18 protein-coding genes are annotated in these 18509 nt (G+C 66.7%); 7 read left to right on the top strand and 11 right to left on the bottom strand.

Going from position 1 to position 18509, the window contains the following annotated elements; translation table 11 throughout:
• The 7 genes from SFB74_RS23485 to SFB74_RS23455 form a co-directional block, all read right to left on the bottom strand.
• On the bottom strand, positions 1-1038 hold the full coding sequence (locus tag SFB74_RS23485; RefSeq protein ID WP_432726700.1) for an ABC transporter ATP-binding protein: 1038 nt from the start codon (positions 1036-1038) through the stop codon (positions 1-3).
• Positions 1035-2090 carry an ABC transporter ATP-binding protein gene (locus tag SFB74_RS23480; RefSeq protein ID WP_432726699.1) on the bottom strand — a complete coding sequence of 352 codons (1056 nt, stop codon included), beginning with the start codon at positions 2088-2090 and terminating at the stop codon, positions 1035-1037. Before SFB74_RS23480 ends, SFB74_RS23485 begins: the two co-directional genes overlap by 4 nt.
• Positions 2090-2989, bottom strand: a complete 900-nt coding sequence (locus SFB74_RS23475) for an ABC transporter permease (protein ID WP_432726698.1) — start codon at positions 2987-2989, stop codon at positions 2090-2092. Before SFB74_RS23475 ends, SFB74_RS23480 begins: the two co-directional genes overlap by 1 nt.
• A 14-nt stretch (positions 2990-3003) precedes the next feature.
• Complete coding sequence (locus SFB74_RS23470; RefSeq protein WP_432726697.1) at positions 3004-3981, bottom strand: ABC transporter permease; 978 nt, start codon at positions 3979-3981, stop codon at positions 3004-3006.
• A gap of 16 nt (positions 3982-3997) precedes the next feature.
• Complete coding sequence (locus tag SFB74_RS23465) at positions 3998-5623, bottom strand: ABC transporter substrate-binding protein (protein WP_432726696.1); 1626 nt, start codon at positions 5621-5623, stop codon at positions 3998-4000.
• 234 nt (positions 5624-5857) lie between these two features.
• Positions 5858-7342 (bottom strand): NAD(P)/FAD-dependent oxidoreductase, encoded by a 1485-nt coding sequence (locus SFB74_RS23460; protein ID WP_432726695.1) that lies wholly within the window; start codon positions 7340-7342, stop codon positions 5858-5860.
• Between the two features lie 37 nt (positions 7343-7379).
• Complete coding sequence (locus tag SFB74_RS23455; protein ID WP_093199976.1) at positions 7380-7784, bottom strand: nuclear transport factor 2 family protein; 405 nt, start codon at positions 7782-7784, stop codon at positions 7380-7382.
• Positions 7785-7935: 151 nt separating this feature from the next.
• Between SFB74_RS23455 and SFB74_RS23450 the strand changes: the two genes are divergently transcribed.
• The 4 genes from SFB74_RS23450 (at position 7936) to SFB74_RS23435 (ending at position 12982) form a co-directional block, all read left to right on the top strand.
• Positions 7936-9474: a PLP-dependent aminotransferase family protein gene (locus SFB74_RS23450; protein WP_093199978.1), complete on the top strand. Its 1539-nt coding sequence runs from the start codon at positions 7936-7938 to the stop codon at positions 9472-9474.
• An 803-nt stretch (positions 9475-10277) separates the two neighbouring features.
• Positions 10278-11291, top strand: coding sequence for a taurine ABC transporter substrate-binding protein (gene tauA / locus SFB74_RS23445; RefSeq protein WP_093199983.1), 1014 nt, complete (start codon positions 10278-10280; stop codon positions 11289-11291).
• Positions 11292-11307: 16 nt separating this feature from the next.
• The gene (locus SFB74_RS23440; RefSeq protein ID WP_126024400.1) at positions 11308-12096 is read left to right on the top strand and encodes a taurine ABC transporter ATP-binding protein; all 789 of its coding nucleotides are present in this window, start codon (positions 11308-11310) and stop codon (positions 12094-12096) included.
• Positions 12089-12982 carry an ABC transporter permease subunit gene (locus tag SFB74_RS23435; RefSeq protein ID WP_093199990.1) on the top strand — a complete coding sequence of 298 codons (894 nt, stop codon included), beginning with the start codon at positions 12089-12091 and terminating at the stop codon, positions 12980-12982. Before SFB74_RS23440 ends, SFB74_RS23435 begins: the two co-directional genes overlap by 8 nt.
• Here SFB74_RS23435 and SFB74_RS23430 read toward each other — a convergent pair.
• A complete protein-coding gene (locus tag SFB74_RS23430) occupies positions 12900-13922 on the bottom strand; it encodes a LysR family transcriptional regulator (protein ID WP_093199993.1) in 1023 nt (340 codons plus the stop codon). The genes SFB74_RS23435 and SFB74_RS23430 overlap by 83 nt on opposite strands.
• 346 nt (positions 13923-14268) lie before the next feature.
• Here SFB74_RS23430 and SFB74_RS23425 point away from each other — a divergent pair, with 346 nt between their 5' ends.
• The gene (locus SFB74_RS23425) at positions 14269-14583 is read left to right on the top strand and encodes a hypothetical protein (protein WP_432726690.1); all 315 of its coding nucleotides are present in this window, start codon (positions 14269-14271) and stop codon (positions 14581-14583) included.
• Here SFB74_RS23425 and SFB74_RS23420 read toward each other — a convergent pair.
• Entirely contained in the window at positions 14576-16051 is a 1476-nt protein-coding gene (locus tag SFB74_RS23420) for an HD domain-containing phosphohydrolase (protein WP_432726689.1), read from the bottom strand. The genes SFB74_RS23425 and SFB74_RS23420 overlap by 8 nt on opposite strands.
• Positions 16052-16221: 170 nt before the next feature.
• On the opposite strand from SFB74_RS23420, the gene SFB74_RS23415 reads away from it, so the two are divergent.
• Both SFB74_RS23415 and arr read left to right on the top strand, forming a co-directional pair.
• A complete protein-coding gene (locus tag SFB74_RS23415; protein ID WP_432731984.1) occupies positions 16222-16809 on the top strand; it encodes a DUF308 domain-containing protein in 588 nt (195 codons plus the stop codon).
• 112 nt (positions 16810-16921) lie between these two features.
• Entirely contained in the window at positions 16922-17317 is a 396-nt protein-coding gene (gene arr / locus SFB74_RS23410) for an NAD(+)--rifampin ADP-ribosyltransferase (protein WP_432726688.1), read from the top strand.
• Between the two features lie 25 nt (positions 17318-17342).
• On the opposite strand, the gene SFB74_RS23405 is transcribed toward arr, so the two are convergent.
• Together SFB74_RS23405 and SFB74_RS23400 are read right to left on the bottom strand one after the other, a co-directional pair.
• Positions 17343-17888 carry a DUF2867 domain-containing protein gene (locus tag SFB74_RS23405; protein ID WP_432726687.1) on the bottom strand — a complete coding sequence of 182 codons (546 nt, stop codon included), beginning with the start codon at positions 17886-17888 and terminating at the stop codon, positions 17343-17345.
• Positions 17889-17940: 52 nt separating this feature from the next.
• Positions 17941-18288, bottom strand: coding sequence for an antibiotic biosynthesis monooxygenase family protein (locus SFB74_RS23400; protein WP_432726685.1), 348 nt, complete (start codon positions 18286-18288; stop codon positions 17941-17943).
• Between the last annotated feature and the right edge of the window lie 221 nt (positions 18289-18509).

Raw genomic sequence — 18509 nt, 5'->3', positions numbered from 1 at the left:
TCATGGCGATTCGGGAATCGAAAGAGGAGGGCGCGGCAGCCCGTCGACGATGTCGACGCGCCTGCAGCGTACCCAATGATCGGGCGCGACCTCGCGCAGCGGGGGCAGTTCCACCGCGCAGGCCGCTTCCGCCACCGGGCAGCGGCCTGCGAAGCGGCAGCCCTTGGGCGGGTCGATGGGGCTGGGCGGGTCTCCGCTCAGCTTGATGCGTTTGGCCGCGCGCCGCCGTCCGCCGCTCACGGTCGGCACCGCCGACATCAGCGCCACGCTGTACGGATGCAGCGGCCGCGCGAAGAAGCTGCGGCGCGGCGCGCGCTCGACGATCTGGCCGAGGTACATCACGGCGATGTCGTCGCAGATGTGCTCCACCACCGCCATGTCGTGCGAGATGAAGAGGTAGGTCAGCCCCAGCTCGCGTTGCAGCCGTGCCAGCAGGTTCAGTATCTGTGCGCGGATGGCGATGTCGAGCGCCGACACCGGTTCGTCGCACACCACCAGCTCCGGGTTGGTGGCCAGCGCCCGCGCGATGTTGATGCGCTGCCGTTGCCCGCCCGAGAACTGGTGCGGAAACAAGTGCTGCTGCTCCGGCCGCAGGCCCACCGCCTCGAAGAGCTCGGCCACGCGGCGCGTGCGCTCCTCGGGCGTGCCCACCCGCATCAGGTCGAGCGGCGCGCGTACCGCGGCGCCGGCACGCTCGCGCGGATTCAGCGAGGAGAACGGGTCCTGGAAGATGATCTGCATGCGCGTGCGCGCCTGCCGCAGCGCCTCGCCCTGCAGCGCGCCCAAGTCGGTGTCGCCCAGCTGCATGCGCCCCGAGGTGACGGGCGCGAGCCGCATCACCGCCAGCGCGGTCGTGGTCTTGCCCGAGCCCGATTCGCCCACCACCGCGAGCGTGCTGCCGCGCCGCACCGAGAAGGAAACGCCGTCCACCGCCTTCACCACCTCGGGCGTGCGGCCCCAGCCGGCCTTGCCGCGCGGAAAGTGCACCTTCAGGTCGTCGACCGAAAGCAGCGTGTCGGTCTTGCCGATGAACGTCATGCGGCCTCTCTTTCGGGTTGTGCTGCCGCAGCCTCGGCGTGCAGCCAGCAGGCGGCGCCGTGCGGCACGCCGGCAGCCACTTCGCCATGCACCGCGAACATCGGCGGCACCTCGGCCGCGCAGCGCGGCATCGCGCGCGGGCAGCGTTCGCGGAAGGCGCAGCCGGTGCCTAGCTCCCAGATCGAGGGCACCACGCCGGCGATCTCGGCGAGGTCTTCGCGCCCACCGTCGCCGTATGCAGCGCTGCTGCCCAGTTCGGGCAGGCAATCGATCAGCCCGCGCGTGTAGGGGTGGCCGGGCTCCGACAGCACCTGTTCGGTGGTGCCCTGCTCGATGACTCGGCCCGCGTACATCACCATCACGCGGTCGGCCATCTCGGCCACCGCGCCCATGTCGTGCGTGATGAGCATGATGGCCGTGCCCTTCTCGCGCTGCAGCTCGCGCAGCAGGTCGAAGATCTGCGCCTGCACCGTCACGTCGAGCGCGGTGGTGGGCTCGTCGGCGATCAATATGTCGGGCCGGCAGGCCAGCGCCATCGCGATCATCACGCGCTGGCGCATGCCGCCGGAGAGCTGGTGCGGATACTCGTCCACGCGCCGCTCGGGCGCCGGAATGCCCACCTGCCGAAGCATCTCGATGGCGCGCTGCCGGGCCGCGTGCGTGTTCATGCCGGCATGCAGCTGCAGCGATTCGCCGATCTGGTCGCCTACGGTGAACACCGGGTTCAGCGACGTCATCGGCTCCTGGAAAATCATCGAGATGCGGTTGCCCCGCACCTCGCGCATGCGGGCGTCGGTGGCCTGCACCAGGTCTTCGCCCTGGAACAGCACCCGGCCGCCGCGGATGCGCCCCGGCGGCGAGGGAATGAGCCGCAGCAGCGCCAGCGCCGTCATGCTCTTGCCGCAGCCCGACTCGCCGACCACGCACAGCGTCTCGCCGGCGCGGATCTCGAAGTCGACCCCGTTGAGCACCAGCGCCTTGCCGCGCCGCGTGCTGAACTCGACGTGCAGGTCCTGCACGCGCAGCAATGTGTCGTCGTCCTGTTGGGGCATCAGCGTTCCCTCAGTTTCGGGTTGAGGGCGTCGTTCAGGCCGTCGCCGATGAGGCTCACGGCAAGCACTGTGATGAAGATCGCGGCACCGGGGAAGGCCACGGCCCACCAGCACGACAGCACGTACTGCCGGCTGGAGCCGATCATCAGGCCCCAGCTCATCTGGTTCGGATCGCCCAGGCCGAGGAACGAGAGCCCCGCCTCGAACAAAATCGCCGCACCGATGGCCAGCGTGGCCGACACCACCAGCGGCGGCAGCGCGTTCGGCAGGATCACCTTCCAGATGATGCGCGCGTCGCGCGCGCCGATGGCCCGCTCGGCCCGCACGAACTCCAGGCCGCGGTACTTCATGAACTCGGCGCGCGTGAGCCGCGCGGTGCCGGTCCAGCTCACGATGCCGATGGCCAGCGTCACCGTCACCAGCGTGGGCGAGAACAGCGTCACCACCACCATCGCGAACAGCAGCGCCGGAAGCACCTGGAAGAATTCGGTGAGCTTCATCAGCGCGGCATCGACCTTGCCGCCGTAGTAGCCCGCGAAGGCGCCCAGCGTGATGCCGATGAGCACCGACAGCAGCGCCGCCACCGCGCCCACCAGCAGCGTGGCACGCCCGCCGTAGATCAGCGCCGTGAGCACGTCGCGGCCGAGGTAGTCGGTGCCGAGCCACGCGTCTTCGCTGAAGGGCGGCGTGAGCGGCGCGGCCTTGATCTCGAACGGATCGGCCGGGTAGAGCCACGGCCCGAGGATCGCCGCCAGCAGCACGACGATCAGCATCGCCATGCCGGCGATGGCCGCCGGGTTGCGCAGGAACATGCGCATCGCCTCCACGCCCGGGTGCTCCACGCGCACGGCGGCCCTGGAGGATGCGGCAGCGGCGGCGGAGGCAGCAGCGGTGGGCATTGGAATCACCTTGCTCATGAGGCCTTGATCCGCGGATCGATGAAGCGATAGCACAGGTCGGTGAGCTGGTTCATCACCACCACCACGATGGAGGAGAAGAGCAGCACGCCGAGGATGGTCGGGTAGTCGCGCCGCAGCACCGATTCGAAGGCCAGCCGGCCGAGGCCTGGCCAGTTGAACACCGTCTCAACAAGGATGGCACCCGCCAGCACGTTGCCGAACTGCAGGCCCAGCACCGTGACCACCGGCAGCAGCGCGTTGCGCAGCGCATGCTTGTAGAGCACGACGCGGTCGGTCAGGCCCTTGGCGCGCGCGGTGCGGATGAAGTCCGATCCCAGCACGTCGAGCATCGACGAGCGCGCGAGCCGGCTGTACTGCGCGAGATACACCAGGCTCAGCGTGAGCGTGGGCAGCACCAGGTGATACGCCACGTCGAGCATGTCGGCGAAGCCTGCGCCGCCCGTCGAGTCGATCGATCGCATGCCCGCCACCGGCAGCACGGGGAACACCGAGGCCAGCAAGATCACCAGCATGATCCCCAGCCAGAACACCGGCGCCGCGAAGCCCACCAGCGACAGCACGTTGATGAACTGCGAGAGCAGCCCGTTCGGCTTGCGCGAAGACAGCACGCCCAGCGCAGTGCCGACGAGGAAGGCCAGCAGCACCGCACTGAGCACCAGCAGCAGCGTGGCGGGCACGCGCTCGGCGATCATGCTCGTCACCGGCAGGTTGAAGAAGTACGAGTAGCCCAGGTCGCCCTGGGCCACCTTGCCGAGGTACACGCCCAGCTGCACGGGCAGCGAGCGGTCGAGTCCGTACTGCGTGCGCAGCTGCGCCATCAGCTCGGGCGACATGCCGCCGCTGGCGCCCGCGATGGTTTCCACCGGGTCGCCCGGCGCCGCGTGCACCAGCACGAAGTTGAGCACCACCACGGCCAGCACCAGGCCCAGGGCCTGGAGCAGCCGCGAGGCGGCGTAGCGAAGCGTGCCCATGATGTTGCTCGCCCGCCTACTTCAGGTACACCTCGTCGAGCGGCGAGAGCGGCCCCCAGATCGTGACCGGCACATTCGCCACCTTCTTGCTGGTGATGGTGTGGTACGGCACCTGGTTGATGAACTCGATGGGAAGCTCGTCGGTCACGATCTTCTGGAAGGTCGCGTAGTAGGCCTTGCGCTGCGTCGGGTCGATCAGGCCGCCGGCGGTGTTGAGCAGCTCGTCCACCTTCGGGTTGGCGTACGACTGGGTGTTGGTCCAGACGATGGGCTTGATGTTGGTCGACAGGTAGGTGCGGTGTACGCCGATGATCGGGTCGCCCCAGTTGAACACCGTGTCCATCGACAGGTCGAAGTCGTGCGAGGCCAGCCGCTTGGCCCAGGCCGGGAAGTCGGCCGAGGCGCGCACCTCCACCGTGATGCCCACCTTCTTGAGCTGGCCGCGGATGTACTCGGCCACGTTCTTCTGCTGGTCGTCCGCGCCGGGCAGGTAGTCGATGGTGAGCTTGAAGCGCTCGCCGCCCGCGCCGGCCTTGTAGCCGGCGGCGTCGAGCATCTCGCCGGCCTTCTTCAGGTCGAGCGGATAGCGCACGAGGTCGGGCACGGCGAAGGGACTGCTGGCCACCAGCGGCCCGTCGGAGACGGTCGCGAAGCCGCCCATCAGCGCCTTGGCGATGAAGTTCTTGTCGATGGCCGTGGCGATGGCCTTGCGCACCTGCACGTCCGACAACGGCTTCTTCGCAGTGTTGAAGGCCAGCCAGTTCAGCGCGCCGATGCCGTCGTAGCCCTTCGGCGTGAGCGACACCCTCGGGTCGTTCGCGAAGCGTTTCAGGTCGGTGGGCAGCGTGGCGAAGGGCACCATCTGGATGTCGCCGCGCTCCAAGCCGAGCACCAGGCTCGCCATGTCGGGCGTGACGTTGACGATCACCTTGTCGAGGTACGGCCTGTTGGGCAGGAAGAACTTGTCGAAGCGTTCCAGCACGATGCGCTGCGCGGGCTTGAATTCGGTCACGCGGAACGGGCCCGAGCCGACCACGTCGGTGGTGTTGCGCGGGTGGTTCTTCAAATCCTGTCCGTCGCCGTAGATGTGCTTGGGAAGAATGGGGCACAGCGCGGGCGACATCGCGAGCACGATGGCCGGGTGCGGCACGCTCATGCGGATGACGGCGGTGTACGGGTCGGGCGTATCGACCTTCTCGACCGGCCCCATCATCGTGGTGAACGGGTGGTTGGCCTTGATGGCCATGATCGAGAAGGCCACGTCGGCCGAAGTGACCGGCTTGCCGTCGTGGAACACCGCGTCCTTGCGCAGCTTGAGCGTGAGCGACTTGCCGTCGTCAGCCAGCTTCCAAGACTCGGCCAGGTAGGGCTGCGGGTTCCACTTGTCGTCGAAGCGCAGCGGGCTCGCGAAAATCTGCGTGGAAGGCATGGCCGTGGCAATGCCCGACTGCACCGCGCCGTTGAGGTGCCGCGGCGTCTGTGTGCTGCCGATCACCAGCGTGCCGCCACGTTTCGGTTCCTCGGCCGCGGAAGCGGGCAGCGGAAGCAGGGTGCTCGCGGCCAGCAGCGTGGCGGAAAGCAGGGTGGTGCGGCGCGTGAGAAGGGGAGGAAGCGGGGGGAGCTGGGAAGACGGAAGCTGCATGACAGGACCTCGGAGAGTTCGACACAGGCAATCGGGACTCGGCCCTCATCAGTGCAAGGACCGTGTGTCGAAGATAGGCGCTGGGTGCATGCCAGCGAAGAGCCAACCCGCTGCGACTCGCAGGGCCAGAAGGGGCGGGTTTGCCCCGTTGTGCGGCAGTGCCGTGCGCCACTTCGGGGAATGCGCGCAGGCGGTGCGCCCGGCTTCCTTTTCCCTTTCCTTTCTTTCTCCTTTCTATTTCTCGTCGCGCAGCCAGTACCACTTGTAGAGCATGCGCTGCCCCATGCGCCGGAACGGCGCGAACGCACGCGATTCGACGACCCCCAGCACATTGGGAAAAGGCAGCTGCGAGCCGTAGATGGGCAGCTCGAACACATCCCTGCCGGCATCCTTGCCCGCCACGCGCTCGGCCAGCCGCTTGCCGGCCCATGTCGAGAACGACACGCCGTTGCCGCCATAGCCCACCGCGTACCAGATGCTCTTGCCGGGATCGGGCTGCGTGATGCGCGGCATCATGTCGTGGCTCATGTCGACCCAGCCCCACCACGAGTAGTCGATGCGGATGTCCGCCAGCGGCGGGAACTTGCGCGCGATGGCGTCGGTGAGCAGCTTCAGGTGCACCGCGCCCTCGGCGTCGGCGCCGCTCACCGCACTGCGGCTGCCGATCTGCAGGCGGTTGCCTTCGAGCAGCCGGTAGTAGAAGCGCAGCGTGCGCGTGTCGGTCAGGAAGGTCTTCGAGCGGAAGTTGGTGGCCTGCAGTTCGGCATCGGTCAGCGGGCGCGTGACCACCGAGTTCGACAGGATCGGCATGATCCTGTTCTTCAGCATCGGGCTGAGCGCCTGCCCCGTGTAGCCGCCGGTGCACACGGCCACGCGGCGCGCGCGCACCACGCCGCCGGGCGTGCGCAGGTGGTGCACGCCGTCGATGGTCTCCCAGCCCTGCACCGGGCTCGATGTGTGCACCGTCACGCCCAGCGCACGGGCCCGGCGCATCAGCCCGAAGGTGAACTTCAGCGGGTGGATGCCGATGCCCTCGGCCTCGTACAGCGCGCCGACCGTCTCGCGTTCGTCGCAGTAGTCGCGGCGCACCTCCTCGGCGCTCATCATCCGCGTGGCGTAGCCGAACTTCTCGCGCATGAGCCGCGCCTCGGCATCGAGGATGGGCAGCTTCTCCTTGCGGTGCGCGAGGTAGAGATGCCCGCCGTCGCAGGCGTCGCAGTCGATCTGCGTGGTGAGATCGCGGAAGTTCTCGAAGCCGCTGCGGATCTCCGCGTCGAGCTTCTTCGCTGTGTCGAGGCCCCAGCGCTCGATCCACTGCGAGCGCTTGAGCCGGCCGCTCGCGTTCTGCCCCTGGCCGCCGCTGCGGCTCGAGCAGCCCCAGGCCGCCTGGTTGGCCTCGAGCACCGTGGCGCGAATGCCGTGCTCCTGTGCGAGATAGAGCGCGGTCGACATGCCGGTGGCGCCCGAGCCGATGACGGCCACGTCGACGTCGATGTCCTGCATGAGCGGGCCGTCGTCCTCCGGCGGCGTGCCGGCGCTGGCCACCCACCAGGTGGGCGCGTAGGCGCGGCCGGCGCCGGGGTCCGGGGCGAGCAGCGGGTCGTACTGCGGGTCGTAGGGGCGTGACGGTGCCTTGGGCTGTTGCTGCTGCTGGAGCGCCGCGCTGTCGATGCTGGCCGCGCTGGCGTCCAGGCGGTGCGCAGTGCTTGTCATGGTCATGAAAGGCTCCAATCGAAGAGGAGAGCTGGAGAACAGGTCACTTCGCGGCGGGCAGGTTGGGCCGCGCCTTGCGGAACACGTTCTTCAGGTGGATCTTTCCGTCCTTGAAGGTGAAGACATCGATGCCGTCGCTCTCGATGCGGCTGCCGTCGGCGGCGGTGCCGGTGAAGGTCCACTGCGAGGTGCCGAAGTCGCCATGCACGAAGTGCACGCCGTTGTTCCATTGCGCGTCGGGCACCGTGGCCCATGCGGCGGCGAAGGCCTTGCGCACCGCTTCGGTGCCGACGTGGCGCGTGCCGCAGGCGTCGGGGCCGGCGGCGGTCTGGAAGATGCAGTCGGGCGTCATGAAGCTCATCAGCGCGTCGATGTCGTGGCGGTTCCAGGCGTCGCTGAAGGCGGCGAGGGTGTCGGTGGTCACTGTGGCGGTAGAGGAAGAAGACATGGCGTTTGCTGCACGAGGGCTCGGAAATTCGATGAGGCAAGCGTAGGCAGCGGCCTGCCTGCGCGATAGGGCCAGTTGGTGGGATTCGACCGAGCCAGAGCTCCACGGATGCGCCACGGATTGCACGCGCTGCCCTAAACTGCGGCGCACCATGCCCCCGAATCCGCGAGCCATCCAGTGGGCGCAGCTCTTCGCGCTGCCCGATCAACCGGCGCTGCCGCTTCAGGCCCGCCTGCGGGCCGCCGTGGTGCAGGCCATCCTCGAGGAGCACCTGGTGCCGGGCGCCTCGTTGCCTTCATCGCGCGAACTTGCAGCGCTGCTCGGCCTGAGCCGCAACACCGTCACCTCGGCCTACCTGCAGCTCATCGACGAAGGCTTCCTGGAAGCGCGTCCGCGCAGCGGCGTCTTCGTGGCGCACGGTGCTCGCCCCCTCTCGGCTGTGCATGCCGAGCCGCTGGTGGGGCGCAGCGGGCAGGCGACCCAGCCGCCGGACTGGTCGGGCCGCGTGCTGCGCTCGCTGGTCGACAAGCCCACGCTGTCGAAGCCCGACCAGTGGCGCGACTATCCGTACCCTTTCGTCTACGGCAACTACGACCCGCAGCTGTTTCCTACTGAAGACTTCCGCGAATGCTGCGCGCGCAGCCTGGCGCGTTCGCAGCTGCCGCATTGGACACCCGACTTCGAGACGGATGACGTTCCCGACCTGATCGAGCAGATCCGCACGCGCTTGCTACCCAAGCGCGGCGTGTTCGCGCTGAAGGAAGAGATTCTCGTGACCATGGGCGCGCAGCATGCTTATTACCTGCTGGCCGAGGCGCTGTTCGACGAACAGACCCGCGTGGGGCTGGAGGAGCCGGGGCATCCGCATGCGCGCAACAGTTTCTCGCTGCGGCAGCCGAAGTGGGTGGAAGTCGATGTCGATGAAGACGGGCTGGTGGTCGATGCGCTGCCCGCTGCGGACTACCTGTTCGTCACTCCCTCGCACCAGAGCCCCACGACCGCGACGCTGAGCCTGGAGCGGCGGCAGTGGCTGCTGCGCAAGGCAGAGCTGCAGGACTTCGTGATCATCGAGGACGACTACGAGGCGGAGAACCTGTATGAAGGTACGCCGATGCCGGCGCTCAAGAGCCTGGACAAGACGGGGCGGGTGATCTATGTGGGCTCTGTTTCGAAGAGCCTTTCGCCTGCGCTGCGGCTGGGGTTCATCGTGGCGCCGCGTGCCTTGATCAAGGAGCTGAGGGTGATTCGGCATGCGATGGTGCGGCATCCGAGTGCTTTTCTGCAGCATGCGTATGCGCTGTTTCTCTCGTTGGGGCATCACGAGTCGCATGCCCGGCGGGTTAATCATGCGATGCAGGAGAGGTTGGCTATTGCGGCGCAGGCATTGCGGGATCATTTGCCGGACTTTGAGTTTCGGTTGCCTTCTGGCGGGGCTTCGATTTGGGTGCAGGCGCCTACGTGGGTGGATGCGACTGAGCTGGCTTTGATGGCTCGCAGCCATGGGGTGTTGATTGAGGCGGGGGATGTGTTTTTTGCTCGGCCTCCTTATCCATGTCCGTTTTTTCGGTTGAGGTTGTCTTCTATTGCGGCTACTCAGATTCCGGCGGGGATTCGGGCTTTGGGGATGGCGGTGGAGGAGTTGGCTTTGGCTCGGGGGGAGTCTCGGGTCGCCGGGCGGCGGATGCACTGAGTTTTCTTGCTTCCCGGGGCCGGGACTCGCCCCGGCGGGCGACCTACTTTCTTTTGCTTCGCCAAAAGAAAGTAGGCAAAGAAAAGGCGACCCCACTGTCTGCGACCCTCCGCTTCGCTACGGGCAACCTGCGGTGCTCGCGTTTCGCGGGGTCTCGCAGAACTCGCTTCGCTCAAACAGCTGCGAGCCCTGATCCGCGAAACGCTGCGCTCCTCGGCGCAGCCAGAGGGGAGGGGAGATGCACGGGCCTTTGCTTCGCTCGGCCCCCAAGGCACAGCAGGCGCTTCGCGCCTGCTGTGCTTGGAATGAAGCAATGAAGCGCTGGGTTTGGTGAAGTCACGGGACCGGAATGCCCGGCCGAGCGAAGCGAAGGCCAGTCCAGGCAGTTCGGTAACCGAGCGCAGCGACGGCGCGTGTCGCTCCCTTCTGGCTGTGCCGAGGAGCGCAGACGTAGGAGGGATCAGGGCCGCAGCTGTTTGAGCGAAGCGAGTTCTGCGGACCCCCTCCTACGTCGAGCACCGCAGGTTGCCCGTAGCGAAGCGGAGGGACACAGACAGTAGGGTCGCCTTTCTTTTGCCTACGTTTCTTTGGCGAAGCAAAGAAAAGTAGGTCGCCTGCCGGGGCGAGACCCGGCTCCGGGAAGCAAACTCCCCAAGACAAGATGCACCTCCCCCGTGCAGAACGCACCACAACAAGGGTATTCACTCACCGACTGGCTCCATGCCGACACAGTCGCTGGTACTTCCTGGCCGCCCCCGATGGGTGCAAAGTCGCGGCGAGATTCACCCACCCGGAGAAACCAGATGACCATGTCCCGCCGTCTCCCCCTCCAGTTCGCCATCCTGGCAACCACGCTCGCAGCCCTGTGCGGCACGGCTTCCGCCCAGCAAGCCAAGGAAGTCACCTTCGCCCACCAGGACATGCTTGTCCCCCTTCGCCTGGTCATGGAATCCGGCGAGGTCGAAAAAGCCACCGGCTACAAAATCAACTGGCGCATGTTCTCCGGCGGCGGCGACGTGATCCGCGCGATGGCTTCAGGCGACGTGCAGATGGGTGAAACCGGCTCCAGCCCGCTGACGGCCGCGGCCAGCCAGGGGCAGGACATCAAGCTGTTCTGGATCTCGGCCGACATCGCGAACGCCGAAGCGCTCATCGCGCGCAACGCCTCGGGCATCAACAGCATGAAGGACCTGGCCGGCAAGAAGGTGGCCACGCCCTTCGTGTCGACCGCGCACTACCAACTCATGGCCGGCATGAAGATGGACGGGGTCGACGCCAAGAGCGTGAACGTGATGAACATGCGCCCGCCGGAGATCGCTGCCGCATGGGAGCGCGGCGACATCGACGCCACCTTCATCTGGGACCCGGTGCTTTCCAAGATCAAGGCCACTGGCAAGACCATCGCCACCTCGGGCAGCATCGGCAAGCGCGGCGCACCGACCTTCGAGGGCATCGTGGTCAACGCCAAGTGGGCCGCCGCCAACGAGGCCTTCATGGTCGCCTTCGTGAAGGCGCTCAACCGCGCGAACGAGGAATACAAGGCAACGGGCAAGAGCTGGACGCCCGATTCGCCGCAGACGAAAGCGATGGCCAAGTGGACCAAGGCCGACCCGAAGGACGTTGGCCCGGCGATGGCACTCTACACCTTCCCGACCATGGCCGAGCAGGTCTCGCCCACTTGGCTGGGCGGCGGTGCCGCCAAGGCTATGGCGAACACGGCCGTCTTCCTCAAGGAGCAGGGCCGGGTGCAGGAAGTGAAGCCCGACTACAGCGCCTACGTGACGACGGTGTACGTCGACAAGGCCATGGGCAAGTGACGAAGGGCAAGACGAGATGCCCACGCTCGACATTCGCGACCTGACGGTCAACTACGCGGTCAAGGGCGGCACGCTCCAGGCGCTGGCGCCCGTGAACCTCACGATGCACGACGGCGACTTCGTCGTCGCGCTCGGCGCCTCGGGCTGCGGCAAGACCACGCTGCTCAACAGCATTGCGGGCTTTCTTCCGCCATCGACCGGCGAGATCCTGCTGGACGGCAAGCCGGTGGCCGGCCCCGGTGCCGACCGTGGCGTGGTGTTCCAGAAGCACGCGCTGATGCCTTGGCTCAATGTGCGCGACAACGTGGCGCTGGGCTTGCGGCTCGGCGGCATGGGCAAGGCCGAGCGCGACCGCATCGCGGAAGAGAAGTTGAACCTCGTCGGCCTGCAGAAGTACGCCGACCGCGCCGTGTACGAGCTCTCGGGCGGCATGCAGCAGCGCGTGGGCATCGCGCGCGCACTCGCCAGCGACCCGGCTGTGCTGCTGATGGACGAGCCCATGGGCGCGCTCGATGCGTTCACGCGTGAGCAGGTGCAGGAGATTCTTCTGCAGGCCTGGTCCAAGTCGAACAAGATGGTGTTCTTCATCACCCACTCGGTGGAAGAAGCGCTGTTCCTCGCCACCCGGCTGATCGTGATGAGCCCGAGCCCGGGGCGCATCTCGCATGTCTATGACGACGTACCGTTCTCGCGCCAGTACCTCTCGCACGGCGATTCGCGCAAGGTGAAGTCCGAGCCCGATTTCATCCGCATGCGCGAGGAGGTCTTGTCGATCATTCATCATCGCGAGGTTGCCCATGCCTGAGGTGTCGATCGCATCCCCCGTCGCCATGACGCCATCGCCTTCCAAGCCCGCCGCATCGCCCGCACCCGCGACGCCAGCGGCAGGCGCCAAGCTCAAGACCAGCTCCTTCAAGGTGCCGGGCGAAGGCTCGAGCCTGACGATCAGCATCGTCACGGTGATCGCGCTGGTGGCGCTGTGGTTCGTCGTCACCAACATGGGCTGGGTCAAGCCGCTCTTCCTGCCGACGCCGCAGGCGGTGTTCCAGCAGTTCTACGAATACCTCACCGGCCAGGCCAACGACAAGCCGCTGTGGCAGCACTTCCTGGCGAGCATGTTCCGCGTGTTCTCGGCCTTCCTGCTGGCCTGTGTCACGGCCATTCCGGTGGGCATCGCGATGGGCATGAGCCGCTTCTGGCGCGGCATCTTCGATCCGCCGCTGGAGTTCTACCGGCCGCTGCCGCCGCTGGCATACCTGCCGCTCATCATCATCTGGTTCGGCATCGACGAGCTGCCGAAGGTGCTGCTGATCTTCCTGAGCTGCTTCGCGCCGCTGGCACTGGCCGCGCGCTCGGGCATGCGCAGCGCGTCGCAGGAGCAGATCAACGCTGCGTACTCGATGGGCGCGAGCTACATGCAGGTGATCCGCCACGTGATATTGCCCTCGGCGCTGCCCGACATCCTGGTGGGCATGCGCATCGCCATCGGCTTCGGCTGGACCACGCTGGTGGCCGCCGAGATGGTGGCGGCCAACATGGGGCTGGGTCAGATGGTGCTGAACGCGTCGAACTTCCTGCGCACCGACATCGTCATCATGGGCATCGTCGTCATTGGCGTGGTGGCTTATCTTTTCGACCTGCTGATGCGGTGGCTCGAGCGGCGCCTTGTGCCTTGGAAAGGGCGCATGTAACGGGTGGCGGCGGTGCCACCGTCACGGGCACCGGCGGTGGCAGGGCAGGGCCTTCGGTGAGCGCTTCCATCGACTGCTCGAGGTAGTCGAGCATCGCGCGCATTGCGGCGCTGTTGTGGCGGCGCTGCGAGTAGGCCGCATACAGCCAGTGCTCGCGCGGCATGTGGTCGCGCAGCACCGGCACCAATGCCCCGCGCTCCAGGTGCGACTGCGCCAGCGGCTCCGGCACGTAGGCCACGCCCACGCCGCGCAGCGCCAGCTCGATGAGCGCGACGGCGTCGTTGGCCTCCATGCGGCTGTGCACCGGCACCTCGTAGGGCTCGCCGTCGGTCTCGAAGGGCAGGTTGGTGGTCTGCTTGGCCGAGAAGCTCAGCACGTCGTGGCGGCCCAGGTCCTCGGGCACCTGCGGCATGCCGCGCTGCGCCCAGTACGAGGGTGCGGCGCACACCACCATGTCGAACTGCACGAGGCGGCGCACGATCAGGTTCATGTCGTCGATGCGCCCGCCGGTCAGGTGGATGTCGATGCCTTCCTCGATCAGGTCGAGGTCGTCGTTGGTGAACACCAGGCTCACGTACACGTCGGGGTAGAGCTTGATGAAGCCCGCGATCACGTCGGAGAGCCAGCCGGCGATGAGCCCGTGCGGCGCGCTCATGCGCAGCCGCCCGCGCGGATGCGAGCCATGCGCCTGCAGGTCGTTCAGCGTGTTCTCGGCCATCGTCACCAGCTCGGTGCTGCGATCGAGCAGCACCTGGCCCGCGTCCGTCAGGCTCAGGGAGCGGGTGGATCGGTTGAGCAGCCGCACGCCGCTTCGGGTTTCGAGCTCAGCCACATAGCGGCTCACCGTGGCCTTGGACATGCCCAGCGAGATCGCTGCGCGGGAAAAGCTTCGCCTGAAGGCGACTTCGCGGAATGTTTTGATGAGGTCCAGACCGTCCATGGTGGCTGGATTGTTCCAGCTTCCGGGATGAGGCCGTCGGGTGTAGGGACATCGCCGATTGGGGGCCGGGTGATGAATACCTCCGTAGCTATACTGCGCCCCGTCACGTCAAAAAAAGGCGTGATCGGGATTGGACTCCCGAATCACCTCTGCGACGCGAGCCGCAGTTACCCCGCAGGGTCTGCGGCTTTGCTATTCGTGCCTCCATTTTTGGCGGCTCGACGGGCGGGCGCAAGCCCGGCCGGTTCTCGCAAGAGGTGCCCGGTAGTCCAATCCGTCGAGCCGCCGCCCTCGTTTGGACTCGAGAGCGGTGGTTTCCGCAAACCGCACCTCTTGGAGGCCATTGATGGCTGCATCCACTGCTCGCGCGTCCGCGCGCGTCTCTTCATTTCCCGAATCTTCTTCTTCCGAAGCCAATGGCGTCGAATCGCTTGCGCTGCAGGCCTGCGACGACGTCGAGAGCCTTCACGAAATGCGGCACGCGTATGCCGGCCTCGAAAGGCTCATCGGCCCGCAGCGTGTGAACGAGACGGAGGAGGTCTGCTCCAGCCGCTCCGAACTCAGCGCGCTGGTGCGCGTCGTCAACGAGGAGTTGCGTCGGCGCATCGAGGCGGCCGAGGGCACGCTGCAGTCGTTGCGTGCCGCCGTGGCGGCTAGATGAGCCCCCTGGTCGCGGCCTTCAGCGTCGCGGCCGCGCGGGTCGTGCACCCGAGCTTTTGGAACAGGCGCTCGACATGAGTGCGCACCGTGCTCGGGCTGATTCCCAGCGCACGGGCGACTTCCTTCGTGTTGTGCCCCCGGCTGATGCTGCGCAGCACCTCCAGCTCGCGCTGTGAAAGAGACGCGTCGCCCTGTGGCGGCGCAACGGGCTTGGAGGCACTGCCCGGCACAACGCATGCGAGCAGCGCCGTGACGACTTCATCGTCGAAGCGGCCCGCCTTGGCATCCTCTCTCATGCAGTCGAGCGCCTGCGCCTCTGTGAGCTCAGGCCGCCACGGACGACGGGTGCGATGCGATTGCCACTGCTGGGCCGCCGCGACGATCTGCCCCTCCAGCGGCATCGCCGAGCCCGAACGGCCGCGGAAGTGGCCGGAGCCATCACGCCGCTCGAAGGCGAAGGACGCGATCTCCGCTTCCGCCGCGAGGCCGTCGATCTGCCCCGCGGCGCGGGAAGTCCAGTACGGCACGAGCCGCACGTGCTCCAGCGACGAAGCAGGCAGCGGCTCTGGCGCATTCCAGATGGCGTTGGGAACCGCCGCCCGCCCGATGCCGTGGATCAGGCCGGCCTTGTACGTGCGGTGGCACGCGGCTTCGTCGAGGTCGAGCTGCACGCCGCAGTCGCGCGCCAGCCGGGCCACGCGGCGCGAGTAGCCTGTCATCCAGGGCAGCTTGAGGTCGATCACGTCGCCGACGAGTTCCAGGCCCATGCGCCGGAGCATCGAAGGGGGCTGCTCGGTGGGCTCGGTCCATGGCGCGACGGGGGAATCCAGTTCCTTCATCCATGCCGGTGCACGGGGCGCGCTCGCGTCGACGAGGAAGGCCGGGTAGAGGCTGTCCGCGCGCCCGCGAGCGAGCGTGAGCGCTTCGTCGATTCCATAGAGGCGGCCGAAGATCTCCAGGTCGCTCGCCAGCGCCACGACGTAGGTCGCGAACGGAACCTCGTTGCCCTGCAGCACGCCGGGGATGCCGCTGCCGTCGTAGGCCTCGAACACCGCGCGCAGCGCCGCTTCGGTCTCGCGGCTCAACCCCAGCGTGTTGGCGATGTCGCCGGCAATCTCGCAATGGATGTCGGCCATGGCCAGCACGGCGTCGGGCACCGGCCCGCTGATGTGCGGCTGGCGCATGCGGGGTGCCGGCGACGCGAGCAGGGCGCGCCGGCCCTGCACGTCGTCTTCGAGGAAGTCGGCGAACTCCTGCGCATTGGCGGTGCAGCCCGACCAGCGCAAGAGCGCGACATGCCGCACGGCCTCGACCTGGGCAGCGTCGCACCCGGCCTCGGCCGCGATCTTCCCGGCCAGCCAGGCCGTGCGCAGCGAATGGTCGGTCGGCTGGCCCATGCTCAGGTCGCCGATGAAGGCAAGTGCGCGGACCGCGTCGAAAACGGTGATGGTCGTCGTGTCGTCGGACATGGGGCGTGAATCGCTGCGGCGGGCACGCAGCATCGCACAGTTCGGTTCGGGCTTCTGTCGGTCATCCGACGGATACCGCCCGGAGTGGGGGCGCAGAAGAATCGTTGCACCGTTCGCTCCTCGATGAGTTGGAGCCTTCTCAACTCGCGGCTCTTGCCGCCTTTCCCGCCATGTCCGACCCCTTGAAAACCGAATCCCAGCGAGCCATCTGGCTGCGCAACTACTACCTTGTTCGTGCTGCCTTCTCCTTCGCGTGGGTCGCGGCAAGCTTCACCATCGCCAAGCAGTCCCCAGCCTTGGCGGTCGCGCTGCTGATCGTCTATCCCGCTTGGGATGCCCTTGCGAACCTGCTGGACGTCAGGATGACGGGTGGCGCGAAGGCCAATGCCACGCAGCTGATCAACATCTGGATGAGTGCGCTCGTCACGCTTGCCGTCGCGGTATCGCTCGGGTTGAAGCTGCAGATCATGCTGGCGATCTTCGGAATCTGGGCCATCGTCGCAGGCCTGCTGCAGCTGGCTACGGCCGTGCGTCGCCGCAAGGACAACGGCGGGCAGTGGGTGATGATGCTGAGCGGGGCGCAATCAGCGCTGGCCGGCGGGTTCTTCGTGGCGCAGCAGGGTGGTAGCGCGCCTGTCCTGCAGACGCTTGGCGGCTACGCGGCGGTCGGGGCCATCTACTTCCTGATTTCGGGATTGCTCGTCTTGTTCCGTGAGAGCAGGCGTGGAGCTCGTGGGCTTGCTTCCGGGGGAGGTTGAGGGCGTTGCCAAGGCCGGGGGAAGCCTCGCCGAGCTTCGGTCGAGCGGCTTGCGTGAAGGCCCGCGCGAGTAGACTCCGCGGCTTTTCCTTTCCGCAGAGGAGCAACCCTCGATGGCTACCTTGGACACCGGCCCCTACTTCCACGGCACGCGGGCGGACCTTCAGGTGGGCGATCTGCTCACCGCCGGCTTTCGGTCGAACTACGACGGCCGCGTCGTCATGAACCACGTCTACTTCACCGCCTTGCCCAAGGGCGCTGGGCTGGCTGCCGAAATGGCGAAGGGCGAGGGCCGCGGCCGCGTCTACATCGTCGAACCTACGGGCGACTACGAGAACGACCCCAACGTCACCGACAAGAAGTTTCCGGGCAACCCCACGCGTTCGTACCGAAGCCGGCAGCCGCTGCGGATCGTCGGCGAACTGGAGACCTGGGAGCCCTTCGACGCGGAGTACATCCGCCAGCTCAAGGAGCGTGTGCGCACAGGCATGGGAGAGATCATCAACTGACGAATGCCGCCTGCTGTGCCGGCCTCTACCTTGCGACTGCCTTGGGCCAGCCGATATGCGCAGCGCGACGAAGACTCGCCTTCACGACCTGGCGATGAAAAGGAGCGATGACCCGTATGTAGGCCCGGCCCAGCAGGTTGTTGCAATGGACGACGGTCGACACGGTCAACAGGCCACCGAGTGCCGGAGACGGGCTGGGGGTGTGCAGTACCGACAGCCTGAAGTCGAGGTGCTTGTCGTCCTCGCCCAGGACGATCTCGGTTTCGCTCCTGCCGTAGACCTTGAAGATACCGATGCGGTCGGCATTGGCTTCGCTGGAAAGGGTCGCGAGGTGCCTGGCGGTCTTCAAGCCGAAGCACGCGACGATCGAATCCCGGACGTTGGTGAGCCATCCGATCCAGGACGGCTGGTGCGAAATGAGGAATCGCCACAGGACATCCGGATCGCTGGAAGTGCCGACGGGAAGTTGAACCGCGAACGCGTCCGCAAGGTCCGTCGATTCATACATGCCTGTGACGGCAGACTGCGCGGGGAGAACAACCGGCTTTACCGGCGTGAGTTCGCTTGGCATGAATGGCACTCCGAGGCTTGGCGGATGACATGAGGGGCGGGCGACGGCGGCATCAGGATGCGGGCCTGGATGGTCCGTCGAAGACCTTGACCACTTCATACATCGCGGGGTCGAACCTGGCGATGACGAGCACCTGCTCCACGTAGGGCGACGTGACCGGGTCCGAACGCATCGACTGGTACTGCTGGTAGTGCTCCACGCTCTTCCACTGCCCGTACATCGTGACCTTCGTTCCATCGACGCTTCGATGAAGCGCCGCCGAAATGAACCCCGGCACGTCACGAACCGATGTTTCGGTGGCGCGGGCGAGTATGTCGAGCAATTTCTGCTGATTCGATGGCTCGACCGTGAATACGTTGATGAACGTGACGAGGCCCGTGTTCTCGGCAATCGTAGTCATTGGACGTCTCCAGCGTCTCGGGAGAGAAGTCGCTCCCGAGCCTTGCATTTTAGGTAGGGCTGGTTGTAGTGGATTCCATGGCGGGGGCAGTGGAAAAAAGCTCAGCCTCCTGACTGTGGCGGTATTTGCGGTGGTGTTCTTGCGTTCGCCGCCGTTGCCGTTGTCGCGCGGACGGGTTGGCATCGCGATGGTGTGGCAAGCGGCGCTGGCTTTGGTGACCA

Source organism: Variovorax xiamenensis (assembly GCF_050916385.1).
Taxonomy (GTDB): domain Bacteria; phylum Pseudomonadota; class Gammaproteobacteria; order Burkholderiales; family Burkholderiaceae_C; genus Variovorax.
This window is presented reverse-complemented; position numbering and strand designations above follow the sequence as displayed.